Source organism: Paraburkholderia sp. DHOC27, from assembly GCF_003429005.1.
In the GTDB taxonomy this organism is placed as follows: domain Bacteria; phylum Pseudomonadota; class Gammaproteobacteria; order Burkholderiales; family Burkholderiaceae; genus Paraburkholderia.
Map to the genome: position 1 here is coordinate 861,961 of NZ_QVQV01000001.1, position 13,232 is coordinate 875,192.

The following is a 13,232-nucleotide window of genomic DNA, read 5'->3' on the forward strand; positions in this document are numbered from 1 at the left end:
GGGTGCGCTCACGTGCAGGCTCGGCGCGTGGCCGTCACGCTGGCTTAAAGCAGTCCCATTGACGCCGCCTTCAGCGTGGCCGCCGCCCGGGTGGAACACTCCAGCTTGCGGAACAGACTTTCAACATGGGTGCGCACCGTGCTCGGACTCAAGGCCAGTTCTTTCGCGGCATCCTTGTTGCTCGCGCCGTGGCTGATGAGACGCAGCACGTCGGTCTCGCGTGCCGAGAGACGCACTTTCTGCGGCATGCAGGCGCGCGCTGGCGGGCTGCCTTCGGAGGCAAGCAAGGCATCCACCACCTGTGGATCGAAACGGCCATTGGCGGCCTGCTCGCGCAGCAGCGCGGCTGCGTCCGCGGGGGAAAGCGCCGCGCGCCACGGGCGCGGCGCGCGCAGGGCCACCGCTGCTACCGCTGCCGCCAGAATGCGCGCTTCCAGTGGCATGCCCGCCGCGCCGCTGCTGCGGAAATAGCCGGTCTCATCGAGCCGTTCGTAGGCGTACGACGCCAGTTCGGCGGCCTGCTTCAAGGTGCCGGTCTGCTTGCCCGCGCGTGCCGTCCAGTAGGGCACGAGGCGCACCTTCTCCCACTCCGAGGCCGAGAGTTGTCCCGGCTCGTTCCAGATCGCGTTCGGCACGGCGGCCCGGCCAATCCCATGAATCAGCCCCGCCTGGTAGACCAGATTGGCCGCTTGCGGATCCGGTGTGAGACGCGCGCAGCACTGCGCCGCCGTGGCGGCCACCTCGCGCGAGTAGCCGGTCATCCAGGGCAGCTTCAGGTCGATGATGTCGGCAATCAGTTCAGGTGGCGTGGCACGTTGCAACGGTGTTGTCGCGAGGGCATCGTCGAGGCCGGCGGCATCCGTGCGATCCAGTTCCTTAAGCCATGCGGCCGCATGTGAGTTGGCCTGCGCCACGAAGGCCGCGGGATAGCGGGAGTCGACGCGCTGCCCGATCAGTTGCAGCGCCTGCTCGACGCCATACACGCGATTGAACACTTCGAGATCGCCCGCCAGCGCGATGACGAACACCGTGTGCGGCACGGACTGCGCCAGCAGATGCTCGGGGAAGCCGCTGCCGTCCCACGCTTCGAAAATATGCCGCAAGGTGGCCTGGGTCTGATCCGACAGGCTGAGCATGCGCGCCACTTCACCTGAGACTTCGCAGTGGATCTGCGCGAGCGGCGTGATGGCCAGCGCCGGGTCGCTCTGCCGTGCCAGCAGTTCCGGCCAGCTCGGGCGCTGTGCCAGCATGGCCTCGCGGCTGGCGATGTCGTCGCCGAACGCATCCGCAAACCCGGCGGCGTTCGCCGTGCAACCCGACCAGCGCAGCAGCGACGCCTCGCGCACGGTATCGCAGCCGCCCGCATCGAAATCCAGCGCACGGGCGAGTTGAAACGCGAGCCAGGCGGTCCGCACCGAATGATCGGTGGGCTGCCCCATGCTGAGGTCGCCAATGAAGGCCAGCGCCTTGACGGCGTCGTATGCGTTGACGCCGGAATCAATGTCCTGCATGCGGTTCGAGGCCTCCGTGGAAGTCGCGCGGTTGGCGGATGGGCTGGCGGATTGCCGTCGTGATGTTCGTTCGGGGCACTGATGCTGGGAACACGCGGCGACTCTGAATACGACTCAGGGTCGAGTCGCCTGAATGCATGGCGACGTCGCGCCCGATAACGTGCAATCTCGCAATGATATGTTAAAGGGCAAACGCGCGCCGGCTTGGGCTGGACAGGTGCTACAGGGAAGATCGGCTCGCCGCCGCCGCGCACGATCAGCGCGGTCATGGAGATTGAGGCCCCTACACCCGTCAGCGGGAACCGAAATTGCGGCACGTTCTTGACGAAGTTTTCGTCAACGGCGAAGCGGCCATTGCGCCGCACTTTCGGGAGAACGACATGGCTACGGTATCGAAAGGTGACAAGGTGCAATGGGAAACCTCGCAGGGCCGCACCGAAGGCACCGTCACGCGCAAGGTGACGGGAACGGCGAAGGTGGCTGGCCACGTGGCGAAGGCATCCCCGGAACATCCGCAATACGAAGTCAAGAGCGCGAAGAGCGGGAAAGCGGCCATTCACAAAGCCAGTGCCTTGAAGAAGGTGCGTTGAATCGCGCATCTCGCCTGAACAAGCCTTTTGTGCGCCCTTGCTGCTACGCAAGCAGCGTTCTGCATAACTGAACACACGTCGTCCTCAAGTTTCACGATTGCCGGGTCGATAACCCGTTACGGCGTTCATTACGAACGACTTATACCAACGGGGACGACTACGATGCGATTGGGCCAAAAGGTGTTGCCTGATGTAGCGAATTTTGGCGTTGTGGAACCGCTTCGCGCGGTTCGTACCGTGCGCGGCAGGCAGACGACTATCACCAGCGCGGCGTGTGCGGTAGACGGCGCGATCTGTTTCATGCGGGCCGGGGCGAGCGGCCAGGGCTCGCGCTTCGTACGAATCTTCAATCTGGTGCCGCCCGAGCCCTTCGGCGACGGCCTCGTGGTATTCGGTTTGAGCAGTGCAGTAGTCGAGCGCCTCAGGCGCGACGGCGAACTCGTGCAGGCCGTCAACGGTTTGGTGAAGTCGGGCGGCCGTCTCACCCTGCAAAAGAACAAGCTGACTTTCACCATCGGCAACACCGCGGCGCGCAAACTGAAAGACGTGCGCGACGCCTATGTGGGAACCGCGGCGCTGCGCCTTGAAATCCTGTTCGGTACGCATGCCAACGATGCCATCGGCGTGCGCGCGTTGAGTTTGCCGTACACGATCTATTCAGTTGTCGGCGCCAGTGCGTTCAGCTTTGGTTTGGCATTCCTCACCTCCACACTGACCCCGCTGAAGATAGCCGGCTGTTCGCTGTTGCTCTCGCTGCTGTTTATCCTGGTTTTGATGGGCATGATCGTTCCGGGGAATTTGCGCAGGAACGCACTCGGCGGGGCCGCGGCGTTCAGTGTGGTCCTTGCTGTCACTCTGGGTTCACTCGCGCTTGGCACGGGACTCGCAATGTTCAGCAATACCTGGTTGGGCGAACGGTTCCTGCCAGTGCAGCGGGTTCGCTTGTCCGGCGTGGTCGCGATCACGCGTGGCAAACACACGAACTGCTGGCTCGATCTGGATCAACCGTCGTCGACACTCGTGCCGGGCATGTCGATCCGCGAACTGCCGCTGCGATGCAGGGACGTGCATTACCACGCTGATGCATTGGCGCAGAATTACGACATCGAAATCAACCCAGGTTTGCTGGGTGCGCCGTTCGTGCAATCCATTCGCGCCGCGGAAGACGAGAGCAATTAACCACTAACGCGAGCGCTGCTCACTCCATCTCCATCCTTTCCACTCGTGCAAAACCAGGCTCGCAGTAGCGAATGACGTGCAACGTCAGGTGGTTCTGCCTGCCTCGTCGGCGCGTGTCAGAACACGCGCCGTATCTTCTTGCGCCTTGATTTCGCAGGCAAATTCCTCCCGCTGGACACTTCAAACCGCGTTGCACGGCAAATGAAAAAGCGCCGCGCAAACGCCTTGCATCACGTTCGACAGCAACTAGCGCCGCAGGTAGTCTGCGTGAGACGTGACGCGTGCAGCGATGAACAGCGTTGCAGCACGGCCCACCTATTCCCCGGAGGACGCGATGAGTGAAGCAGATCGAGGTGCCGCGCGCGTGCGCGAGTTGAGTCATTTCATCGACGGTCGGCGCGTCGCTGGCAAAAGCGGTCACTTTGCGGATGTGTACGATCCGGCGGAGGGGCGCGTGTCGGCCCGTCTGCCGGTCGCCAGCGCCGACGAAGTGGCTGCCGCCGTCGCGTCTGCACAAGCCGCGTTTCCGGCGTGGAGCGAAACGGCGCCGTTAGCGCGCGCCCGTCTGATGTTCAGGTTCAAGGAACTGCTGGACCAGCACAGCGACGAACTCGCCGAACTCATCACGCGCGATCACGGCAAGCTGTTTTCAGATGCGAAAGGCGAAGTGGTGCGCGGCATCGAAATCGTCGAATTTGCCTGCGGTATTCCGACCCTGCTCAAGACTGAATTCACCGACCAGATCAGCGGCGGCATCGACAGCTGGAACCTGCGGCAGCCGCTTGGCGTGGCAGCGGGCGTGACGCCGTTCAATTTCCCGATGGTGGTGCCGTGCTGGATGTTCGTGATGGCAGCCGCGTGCGGCAACACCTTCGTGCTCAAGCCGTCGGAGCGTACACCGTCGGCGTCGATCCGGCTCGCGGAGCTGTTCATCGAAGCGGGCTTTCCCAACGGCGTTTTCAATGTCGTGCACGGTAGCAAGCCGGTGGTCGATGCACTGATCGCGCACCCCGATGTGGTGGCGATGTCGGTGGTTGCCTCGACGCCGGTCGCTGAATATATCTACCGCGAATTCGCCGCGCGCGGCAAACGCGTGCAGGCGCTTGGGAGTGCGAAAAATCATCTGGTCGTGATGCCCGACGCCAATCTCGATCGAGCCGTCGACGCGCTGATCAACTCGGCGTATGGCTCGGCCGGTGAGCGCTGCATGGCGACCTCGGTCGCGGTGGCGGTGGGTGACGTGGGCGATGAACTGGTGGAGCGTCTCGTTCCGCGTGTGCGTTCGCTCAGGATCGGCGGCGGCATGGAAGCCGATCTCGACATGGGCCCGCTCATCAGCACCGCGCATCGTGACAAGGTGATCGGCTATATCGAGGCGGGCATTGCTGCGGGCGCCAAACTTATCGTCGACGGGCGCGGCCATGTCGTCGTGGGCCGCGAAGAGGGCTTCTTTCTGGCTGGCTCGCTTTTCGATGACGTGACGCCGGAGATGCGCATCTATCGCGAGGAGATTTTTGGGCCGGTGTTGTCAGTGGTCCGCGTGCCGGATCTGGCGAGCGCCATCGCGCTCGTCAACGCGCACGAACTGGGCAACTGCGTTTCGCTGTTCACCTCGGATGGCGGCACGGCGCGCACCTTCTCCCGCCAGATTCATATCGGCATGGTGGGTATCAACATACCGAGTCCGGTGCCGCCCGCGTGGCATTCGTTCGGCGGCTGGAAACGCTCGCTGTTCGGCGACCATCACGCGTACGGCGAAGAGGCTGTGCGCTTTTACACGCACTACAAGAGCGTCATGCAGCGCTGGCCCGGCAAGGCCGCTTGACGCTCAAGGAATCAGTGCACGGCGCGCGGGCTTGACCGCGCGCTATTCAGCAGGCCGCGATCCGGTCAACAGGATATCCACCAGCCGTCGGGCGCTCTGCTGCCACTCCGGCCCGGACGCGACATTCGACACCCCCACCAGCGCACGCAGCAGATCGAGCGGATCGAGATCGGCGCGGATGTCGCCGCTTTCCACGGCCCGTGCGACGAGCGCCGCGATGGCCTGCTTGATCTGCGCGCCGGATGCCTGAAACAGTTCCGTCGACCCGCCCACGATGGCATTCAGGGCCGGCGCAATGATTTTTTTCGCCGCGATGTAGTCGATAAACAGCAGCATCCAGGCGCGCAATGCCTCGGCCGGCGGCAGCGACGCCGCCAGCCTGCGTTCTTCCTCCGCCAGCTTCGTCACTTCGGCGCGATAGACGCTTTGCAGCAGCGCTTCCCGGGTCGGGAAGTGCCGGTACAGCGTCCCGGTGCCGACGCCCGCCTGCCGGGCGACATCTTCGAGACTGATGTCGGCCCCCGCCTCCGTAAATGCCTTTTTGGCCTCGTCGAGAATGCGCTCGCGATTGCGCTGCGCATCGGCTCGCGGCTTCCGTTCTTTTGGCGTCGAATGAGTCATGAAAAGTTTCAGCACTTGCAAACGGAGGGTGACTCCGTTTAGTATGGACGAAAAGCGGAGGGAATCTCCGTTTTATCCCGACAGGGGAACGGCGTCAACTTTATGGCATGGAGCGACAACATGGCTGAGAAATTTGGGGCAACCTCGACAACCGACGACGTGCTCGCGGGTGTCGATCTGCGCGGCAAGCGAATTCTGGTGACCGGCGTGTCCGCCGGACTGGGCGTGGAGACGGCGCGCGCGCTGGCCGCGCGCGGGGCGCACGTGATCGGCACGGCGCGCGACCTCGACAAGGCGCAGCAGGCGCTCTCCGAAGCGCGGCGCGAAGCGGCAACGGCGGGTGGCAGCATCGAAGTGGTGACGCTCGACCTGGCCAGTCTCGCCAGCGTGCGCGCCTGCGCGGACAAGCTCGTGAGCGAGGGTAAGCCGCTCGACATCATCATTGCGAACGCGGGCGTGATGGCCACGCCGTTCGGCAAAACCACGGACGGCTTCGAGACGCAGTTCGGCACCAACCATCTGGGACATTTCGTGTTCGTGAATCGCCTCGCGTCGCTGCTGTCGTCGGGCGGCCGGGTGGTGATGCTGTCGTCGTCAGGTCATCGCTATGGCAACGTGGATCTCGACGATCCAGGCTTCGAGCACACGGAATACGATCCGTTCGTGGCTTATGGACGCTCGAAGACGGCGAATATCCTGTTCGCGGCGGCCTTCGATCAACGCCATCGCGCGCGCGGCGTGCGGGCGGCGGCGGTGCATCCGGGCGGCATCCAGACGGAACTGGCGCGCCACATGGACGAAGCGCAGATGGCCGGACTGATCGAGCGGGTCAATAGCCAGCTTGCTGCCGATGGCCATCCACCGTTCAAGTTCAAGACCGTCCCGCAGGGCGCAGCCACGTCAGTCTGGACGGCGGTGGTGGCATCCGCGGAGGAAGTGGGCGGGCGTTACTGCGAAAACTGTCACGTGAGCAACGTGGTCGCCGACGACGTGGTGATCACGCCGGTTAGCGAAGGCGTGCGCGGATATGCACTCGACGCAGCGCGCGCGGAGGCACTGTGGCGCAAGAGCGAAGCGATGGTGGGCGAGTCGTTCTGAGGCGGCGCTTCAGGTAACGTCAGCGCAGCGTATCCGCATCCCGATACGCTGTCACGTACGCCGTGATGTCCGGCACGGCGTCGAGCACCGTCACTTCCTTGATCTTGTCGCGACCACCGCGCAGGCGTTGCCAATCCTGATACGTGTGACGGCGTGCAGGCGTGAAGGTCGTCAAGCCGCGCCGCGCGGGACGCCGGATGGTCGAGCCGGTATTGATCGCGGAGAGTTCGACGCGCTCGAAATGCGCAGTGACGAGGCGCAAGGTGTCGAGCACCAGCACCACGCGTTTCTCGCTGCGCGCGGCCCGCGCGCCAAGGTGATTGGCGAGCGCTTCTTCATCGGCCCAGAAAAACACGCGGCGGTTCAGCATGCGCAGCCAGTCCGCTGGTTGCAGTCCATCTTCGAGGCATTTCTCGAGCGCGGCCTCACTCAACGGAATGTTGTCCGTGAGCGTGGCTTCGCCATGCTTCGGGTGCGTGAGGATGACGTTCTGTGGACGCCGCGTGGTTTCGATCTCTTCGCGTCGTGCATCTGGCACTTCGAACAATGTGAGCAAGCGGCTGGTGGAAAGCAGGCCTTGTTTCTCGATGCCTGGAAGCGCCTGCGGTCGGGTGATGTGATAGAGAAACGGATGCCGGGCGGCGATATCTTCGGGCGACAAGAGGTCCTCGTTTTTTTGTTACTTCGCGTCACCTCGCAATGCGTGGCGTCGGGCAACGCTAGCACGAGTCGGACAATTGCGTCGACCTCGTGCGTCGATTACGCAGTCGCACGCGGGCAGTTTTGCGCGAGCGTCAACTGAGCAACTGCACAGGTGCAACGAATGCAAAAACGTTTGCGCGAGGCTTGGTCTCAGGAGAACGTCATGCTGTGATTGGCGAGCGCATGCGCTTGCCTAGCCACCCATGCCGACAAACCATCGGTAGTACGGATTGTCTCCGTCTGCCTGCATGACGCGCGCGATATCGTCTTGCCATGCACCACGGTCTCCCTGGTAGGCATCCAGCGCAGCCTTGTAGAAGGTCTGGAGGGTGCCCTGTTCGGTTTGCATGGCGGCGCGAAATGCGTCGTCCGCGCCGACGACCGGCGGCTCGATGTGCAGCGCGAGCAGGCGCGCCAGCACGCGAGGAAACTCACGCTCATCCACCCATTTGGCGTATTCGATACGCGGCTTGTCGTCCGTTACCTCGGGCGCGTCGGCCGCGTAATACTCCAGACCGGCGCGGTCGGTGACCCACGTCGACATCAAGGCCGCCGGCGAGGCGATACCCACTTCACCCAATGCCTTTGCCACTTCAGGCTGCGCGAAGCGGGCGCGAATTCCTGGCAGGTCGAGCGTGATGGGTTGCATCGAACCCACCAGCATCATCTCGTGCAACTCGGTGGTCCACAGCGTTGCATACGGGAAGGTCTGCACGAAGCTCTTGATCAACGAACGCGTGTCCGCTTCGTTTTGCGTGGCGAGCGGCAACCATTGCGCGACCAGGCCGCCGTCGTTCAGCCGGGAAGCCGCCAGGCGGTAGAAATCGGATGAGTACAGATTGACGATGCCGGCGGCCGAAGGCGGTGGCGGCTCCAGCGTAATCAGGTCGTAGCGTTGCGTGCTGCTCAACAGTTCATGCCGCCCATCGTGCAAACGGATCTGCACCCGTGGATCGTTAGTGACGCCGTAGTTGCCCTTGAACTGGGCCGAGGCACGCACGACGGCGGGCAGCAGTTCGGCCACCACCCGTTGTTCGAGTCCGGGCCACGTCAGCAGCGCGCCGCTCGTAATACCGGTGCCGAGACCAATCACGAGCACCGAGCGTGGCGTGTCACGGTGGATGAGCAAGGGCAACAGCGCTTGCATGCGCATGTAGCGCAGCGACGTCATGGCATCGCCGGAGTTGGAGACACCTTGAATATATAAACGGTTGAAGTGATTGTCGCCAGACGTCTGTTCGATGACGGCAACCGTGCCGCCGGCACTCTCCTCGTAGAAACGCAGCGCGCCGCCGTGAGCGGTGGCGAGCATCGCGGCGAGCCGGTCGGCGGGAGTGAGGATAGACGCAATCACCGCTAGGGCCGCGAGCAGCGGCACGCCCCAGCGCGCGCCTCGCTGCATGGCGTGGCCACCGAACACAGCGAGCAGACCGAGGACGCTCGCGAGGATGGCCAGCGCCGCGAGCGCATGGATGAGCCCGAGCGCGGGGAGCAGTACGAATCCCGCCAGCAGGCTGCCGGCAATGCCGCCAGCGGTATTCAGCGCAACCACGGCGCCGACGTCGCGACCGGTACGGCGTGCGTGGACCGTGAGCCGCAACGCAAACGGAAACGCGGCACCCAGCAGCACCGTTGGGACGAACACGATGGCGAGGCTCGCCACGGCAAAACGTGCGCACATGGTGGCGAGCAGATTGCCGGTCGCATTCATCACGGCTTGTGCAGCGTCCGCTTGCCAGCGCGGCAACCATTGACCCAATACAGCGAGTTCGACGAGCGCGACCACACCGGCTGCGGCGATTAGCAAGCCGAATGAGCCCCACGCATCACGGGCGCGGTCGACACGCCGCGCCACCAGCGCGCTGCCGAGCGCCAGTCCGAGCAGATAGGTGGCGAGCACGACCGCAAAGGCGAAGCTGCGCGTGCCGATGAACTGCACGATGGTTTGCGACCAGATCACCTCGTAGCCGAGGCCGATTCCACCGGCGAGTGCGTAGATCACGAGCGCGAGATGGGCTTGGTGCGCGGTGGGGGACGTGTCGTCAGCGCTGCGAGCGTCAACAGAGGCAAACGCACGCTCCGCGACGCGAGCACGGCCGCCGGGTGCCAGCAAAAGCGCCGCGAGCATGGCAACGCAGTTGAGCACGGCGGCCGCGCACGCAGCGCCCTGCACGCCAAGCCACGGAATAAGCACGAACGGGGCGACGAGCGTGCCCGCGATCGCACCCGCGGTATTGGCCGCATACAGCCGCGCGCCTGCGTGTCCGATGAGATTTTCTCGCGGCGCAAGCGCCCGCATCAGCACGGGGAGCGTGCCACCCATCAGGATGGCAGGCACACCGACGAGCGCAAACGGCAGTGCCCATGCCAGCGGCCCCGTCAGCTTTTGCAACGTGACGAACAACAGCGCCGCGTGCGCGAGGCCGAACGTGCACGCCAGCGCCAGCAGCAACGCGCCGCCTTCCAGCGCGGCGTAAAGCAGCAGAGGTCGCGCGCTGCGGTCCGCGAGCTTCCCGAATAGCCATCCGCCTAGCGCCATGCCTGCAAAAAAGCCGCTGATGCCGATCGTCACCGCCTGCACTTCGACGCCGACCACCAGCGAGAGTTGCTTGATCCACAGCAATTGATAGATCAGCGACGCAGCGCCCGACACGAGCAGCAGCAACATCGGCCATGCAACGGGGAGGGCGTACGGCGTAGCCTGCTCGGTCGCAGTCGCAACCGGTGCGTCGCGGCGTTGTGCACGCTCACGCTCGCGTCGTTCGCGGCGGGTGGTTTTCGCTTGGGTGGCCAGGCTATCTGTCATAGGCGGATCGTGGGAGGTGGCATAACCAGGTCACGGCGAGTCATACAAGGGATCATGCGCGGCATCCAGATTTAAGCGCACCCGCAGACAGATCGCTCGCGGGTGCGGTGAGAGAGGCGCTAACGGGATGCTCATTCGAGGCCGCGCTTCCTGAACGACTCGTCGATCTTCTTGTCGACCTGCCGTCTCACGCCATCCACACTGAAACTCGCGGGCCGCTGGCTCGGCGGATAGGCGACGAAGGTCTGTAGAAAGACCGTCGCCTTCATCGTTGCGATACCGGTCAGATAGGCGTTTTTCACGAGCCAGTCGCTGTACTGATCCGAGGTGATATCCGCTCGCTCATAGGGGTCCATGCGCAGATTGAAAATCTTGGGCAGCCGCAGACATACCAGCGGATCCTCCCAGATGTTCAGATTCCCGGGCGCTCGCTGCTCGCAGAACACCGCTTTCCACGCCATGCCGTCCTGATCCCAGCGCATCGCGACGAGGTCTCCGTCGTCGTCGAAATAGTAGAACTCGGTGCGTGGATCTTTGGTCGTTTTACCGGTCAGGAAGGGCAACTGGTCGTAGCCGTCGAGGTGCACCTTGAACGCGGTGCCACCGGCTTTCGGCGTCCAGCCCTTCAGCAGACGGTCCTTGACGCCGGTGTCACCCGCCGCGTCGAGCAGGGTCGGGAACCAGTCGAGCCCGGAAATCATCTGGTTGGAAACCGAGCCGGGCTTGATATGGCCTGGCCAGCGCACCATCGCCGGCACGCGGAACGCGCCTTCCCAGTTCGAGTCCTTCTCACTGCGGAACGGCGTCATGGCGGCGTCGGGCCAGCTGAACATATTGGGTCCGTTGTCCGTGGTGTAGACCACGATCGTGTTGTCTGTGATCTTCAGGTCGTCGAGCAGCTTGAGCAACTTGCCGACATCCTGATCGTGCTCCCACATGCCATCGGCGTATTCGTTGCCGGGCATACCGCTCTTGCCGCGATATTCCGGCCGCACATGGGTGAAGATGTGCATCCGCGTGAAGTTCATCCACACGAAGAACGGCGTCCCCGCCTTGGCCTGTTTCGTGATGAAGTCCGCCGCGTGCTGGCCGGTCTCATCGTCGATGGTCTCCATGCGTTTGGTGGTGAGCGGGCCGGTGTCTTCGACCTTGCCGTCCGCCGTGCTGTGGATCACCCCGCGTGGCGAGAAGTTCTTCACGAACGGATCGCTCTTGTCCTTCGGCCAGTACGGACGCTCGGGTTCTTCCTCGGCGTTCAGGTGATACAGGTTGCCGTAGAACTCGTCGAAGCCGTGGTTGGTCGGCAGATATTCGTTCTTGTCGCCGAGGTGGTTTTTGCCGAACTGTCCGGTGGCGTAACCGAGTGCCTTGAGTGCCTGCGCAATGGTGATGTCACCCTTTTGCAGCCCCACGGGTGCGCCCGGCGCGCCGACCTTGGAGAGTCCCGTACGCAGCGGCGTCTGCCCCGTGATGAACGACGAGCGGCCCGCCGTGCAACTGTTCTCGGCGTAGTAATCCGTGAACATCATGCCTTCGCTGGCGATGCGGTCGATGTTAGGCGTGGTGTAGCCCATCAGGCCATGCGTATAGGCGCTGAGGTTCGACTGCCCGATGTCGTCGCCGAAGATCACGAGGATGTTGGGTTTGTTGCTGTTCTTGCCGGCCGGTTGTGAACCAGGCTGAGGAGCCGGCGCCGCCGCGCTTTTGGCCGGCGCGGTCTGCGCGGGCACCTCGCCCGCGGGCATCAGGATCAACGCACATACCGCAGTGAGGGCGAGCAGCGCAACCCCGGCTGCGTAGCACCTCTTTCGAAGGAACGGTCTCATCGTATGGCTCCAATGGAGTTGACTCCAGTCTGCCCGTGCCCCTCTGCAGGCCTTGCGGGTTTGCCGCTATTGCTTTGCTGCCGGGTACACCGTGTTCCAGTCACTCTTCATGCTTACGACGGTCCAGCCGTGCGCGAGTGCTTCATCCCATGCCTTGTCGAGTTTGGCCATACGGGAATCGCGGTCATACGCGAATTCGCGGGCAGCGTCGTCGTGATGCACCAGCAGTTCGAGCGATTCACCGCTGCCGCCAGCGGTGTATTCGAGCATTTGCAGATCGCCGTCCGAGTTGCCGAAGGCGAGAATCGGGCGGCGTCCAATGTTGCGGTAGATGCCCACCGGCTTGCCTGCACCATCGTTGACGAAGTCGAGCTTGGGCATACGCAGGAGCACTGGCTTGCCGTCACGCAGTTCGTATTTCACGACCTGACTAGAGCCGATCACCTGCTCGGGCGGAATGCCGTACACCTTCTCGGTCCACGGCCGCATGAATTCGATCGTGCCGCCCGATACGATGTAAGTCTTGAAGCCGTTGGCGCGCAGGTAGGCGAGCAATTCGAGCTGCGGCTGGTAAACGAGTTCGGTGTACGGGCGATGTGTCTTCGGATCACGTGCGCTCGCCAGCCAGTCGCGCACGGTCTGGTCATACTCGTCGGTGGTCATGCCGCTGTTGGCGAGCGCGATGAGTTGCAGCAACTGCTTCTGATGCGCGGCCAGCGCGCTCGCGTCGTGATCGACCAGCGCCTTGTACGCCGGGTTGCTTTTCCACTCGGGATGATTCGGTGCCTGCGCCTTCACCTGATCGAGCAGGAAAACTAACTGAACGGGCATTGGCTGCTCGCTCCACAGGGTGCCGTCGTTGTCGAACACCGCAATGCGCTGCTCGGGCGGCACGTAATTCGGCGAACCGTCGTGGGTCACGTCGGCGACGAACTTTTCGATGGCATGTTTGGGCGCGCTGTCGTTCCACGACGGCAGCGGATCGGCTGAGGCGGTTTGAGTCGCGCCCGTACTGGCGCAGCCGCTCATGGTCAGCGTTAACGCCGACGTCAACATCAACGCGCAATACAGCGC

At 63.6% G+C, this 13,232-nt stretch carries 10 protein-coding genes; 4 read left to right on the forward strand and 6 right to left on the reverse strand.

The window, feature by feature from the left end:
• Positions 1-44 precede the first annotated feature (44 nt).
• Entirely contained in the window at positions 45-1,511 is a 1,467-nt protein-coding gene (locus D0B32_RS03765; RefSeq protein WP_117332324.1) for an HD domain-containing phosphohydrolase, read from the reverse strand.
• A 380-nt stretch (positions 1,512-1,891) separates the two neighbouring features.
• Between D0B32_RS03765 and D0B32_RS03770 the strand changes: the two genes are divergently transcribed.
• The 3 genes from D0B32_RS03770 to D0B32_RS03780 all read left to right on the forward strand — a co-directional run bounded on the left by D0B32_RS03770 (position 1,892) and on the right by D0B32_RS03780 (position 5,105).
• Positions 1,892-2,101: a DUF2945 domain-containing protein gene (locus D0B32_RS03770; protein ID WP_117333441.1), complete on the forward strand. Its 210-nt coding sequence runs from the start codon at positions 1,892-1,894 to the stop codon at positions 2,099-2,101.
• 210 nt (positions 2,102-2,311) lie between these two features.
• Complete coding sequence (locus D0B32_RS03775) at positions 2,312-3,280, forward strand: hypothetical protein (RefSeq protein ID WP_147329485.1); 969 nt, start codon at positions 2,312-2,314, stop codon at positions 3,278-3,280.
• A 334-nt stretch (positions 3,281-3,614) separates the two neighbouring features.
• Positions 3,615-5,105 (forward strand): CoA-acylating methylmalonate-semialdehyde dehydrogenase, encoded by a 1,491-nt coding sequence (locus D0B32_RS03780; RefSeq protein WP_117332326.1) that lies wholly within the window; start codon positions 3,615-3,617, stop codon positions 5,103-5,105.
• 42 nt (positions 5,106-5,147) lie between these two features.
• Here D0B32_RS03780 and D0B32_RS03785 read toward each other — a convergent pair whose 3' ends face one another.
• Positions 5,148-5,726, reverse strand: a complete 579-nt coding sequence (locus D0B32_RS03785) for a TetR/AcrR family transcriptional regulator (RefSeq protein WP_117333442.1) — start codon at positions 5,724-5,726, stop codon at positions 5,148-5,150.
• Positions 5,727-5,846: 120 nt separating this feature from the next.
• Here D0B32_RS03785 and D0B32_RS03790 point away from each other — a divergent pair, with 120 nt between their 5' ends.
• A complete protein-coding gene (locus tag D0B32_RS03790; RefSeq protein ID WP_117332327.1) occupies positions 5,847-6,824 on the forward strand; it encodes an SDR family NAD(P)-dependent oxidoreductase in 978 nt (325 codons plus the stop codon).
• A gap of 19 nt (positions 6,825-6,843) precedes the next feature.
• Here D0B32_RS03790 and D0B32_RS03795 read toward each other — a convergent pair whose 3' ends face one another.
• The 4 genes from D0B32_RS03795 to D0B32_RS03810 all read right to left on the reverse strand — a co-directional run bounded on the left by D0B32_RS03795 (position 6,844) and on the right by D0B32_RS03810 (position 13,214).
• Positions 6,844-7,485, reverse strand: a complete 642-nt coding sequence (locus D0B32_RS03795) for a DUF7002 family protein (protein WP_117332328.1) — start codon at positions 7,483-7,485, stop codon at positions 6,844-6,846.
• 234 nt (positions 7,486-7,719) lie between these two features.
• Positions 7,720-10,332, reverse strand: coding sequence for a fused MFS/spermidine synthase (locus tag D0B32_RS03800; protein WP_404935513.1), 2,613 nt, complete (start codon positions 10,330-10,332; stop codon positions 7,720-7,722).
• A 131-nt stretch (positions 10,333-10,463) separates the two neighbouring features.
• The gene (locus D0B32_RS03805) at positions 10,464-12,077 is read right to left on the reverse strand and encodes an arylsulfatase (protein ID WP_404935533.1); all 1,614 of its coding nucleotides are present in this window, start codon (positions 12,075-12,077) and stop codon (positions 10,464-10,466) included.
• Between the two features lie 147 nt (positions 12,078-12,224).
• Positions 12,225-13,214: an HAD family hydrolase gene (locus D0B32_RS03810; RefSeq protein ID WP_404935534.1), complete on the reverse strand. Its 990-nt coding sequence runs from the start codon at positions 13,212-13,214 to the stop codon at positions 12,225-12,227.
• Positions 13,215-13,232 lie beyond the last annotated feature (18 nt).

What these genes read in the sequence shown, in the direction of transcription:
- D0B32_RS03765 (WP_117332324.1), bottom strand. Translation starts at nt 1,511, where the DNA reads ATGCAGGACATTGATTCCGGCGTCAACGCATACGACGCCGTCAAGGCG.
- D0B32_RS03790 (WP_117332327.1), top strand. Translation starts at nt 5,847, where the DNA reads ATGGCTGAGAAATTTGGGGCAACCTCGACAACCGACGACGTGCTCGCG.
- D0B32_RS03810 (WP_404935534.1), bottom strand. Translation starts at nt 13,214, where the DNA reads ATGTTGACGTCGGCGTTAACGCTGACCATGAGCGGCTGCGCCAGTACG.
- D0B32_RS03805 (WP_404935533.1), bottom strand. Translation starts at nt 12,077, where the DNA reads ATGCCCGCGGGCGAGGTGCCCGCGCAGACCGCGCCGGCCAAAAGCGCG.
- D0B32_RS03770 (WP_117333441.1), top strand. Translation starts at nt 1,892, where the DNA reads ATGGCTACGGTATCGAAAGGTGACAAGGTGCAATGGGAAACCTCGCAG.
- D0B32_RS03785 (WP_117333442.1), bottom strand. Translation starts at nt 5,726, where the DNA reads ATGACTCATTCGACGCCAAAAGAACGGAAGCCGCGAGCCGATGCGCAG.
- D0B32_RS03800 (WP_404935513.1), bottom strand. Translation starts at nt 10,332, where the DNA reads ATGACAGATAGCCTGGCCACCCAAGCGAAAACCACCCGCCGCGAACGA.
- D0B32_RS03780 (WP_117332326.1), top strand. Translation starts at nt 3,615, where the DNA reads ATGAGTGAAGCAGATCGAGGTGCCGCGCGCGTGCGCGAGTTGAGTCAT.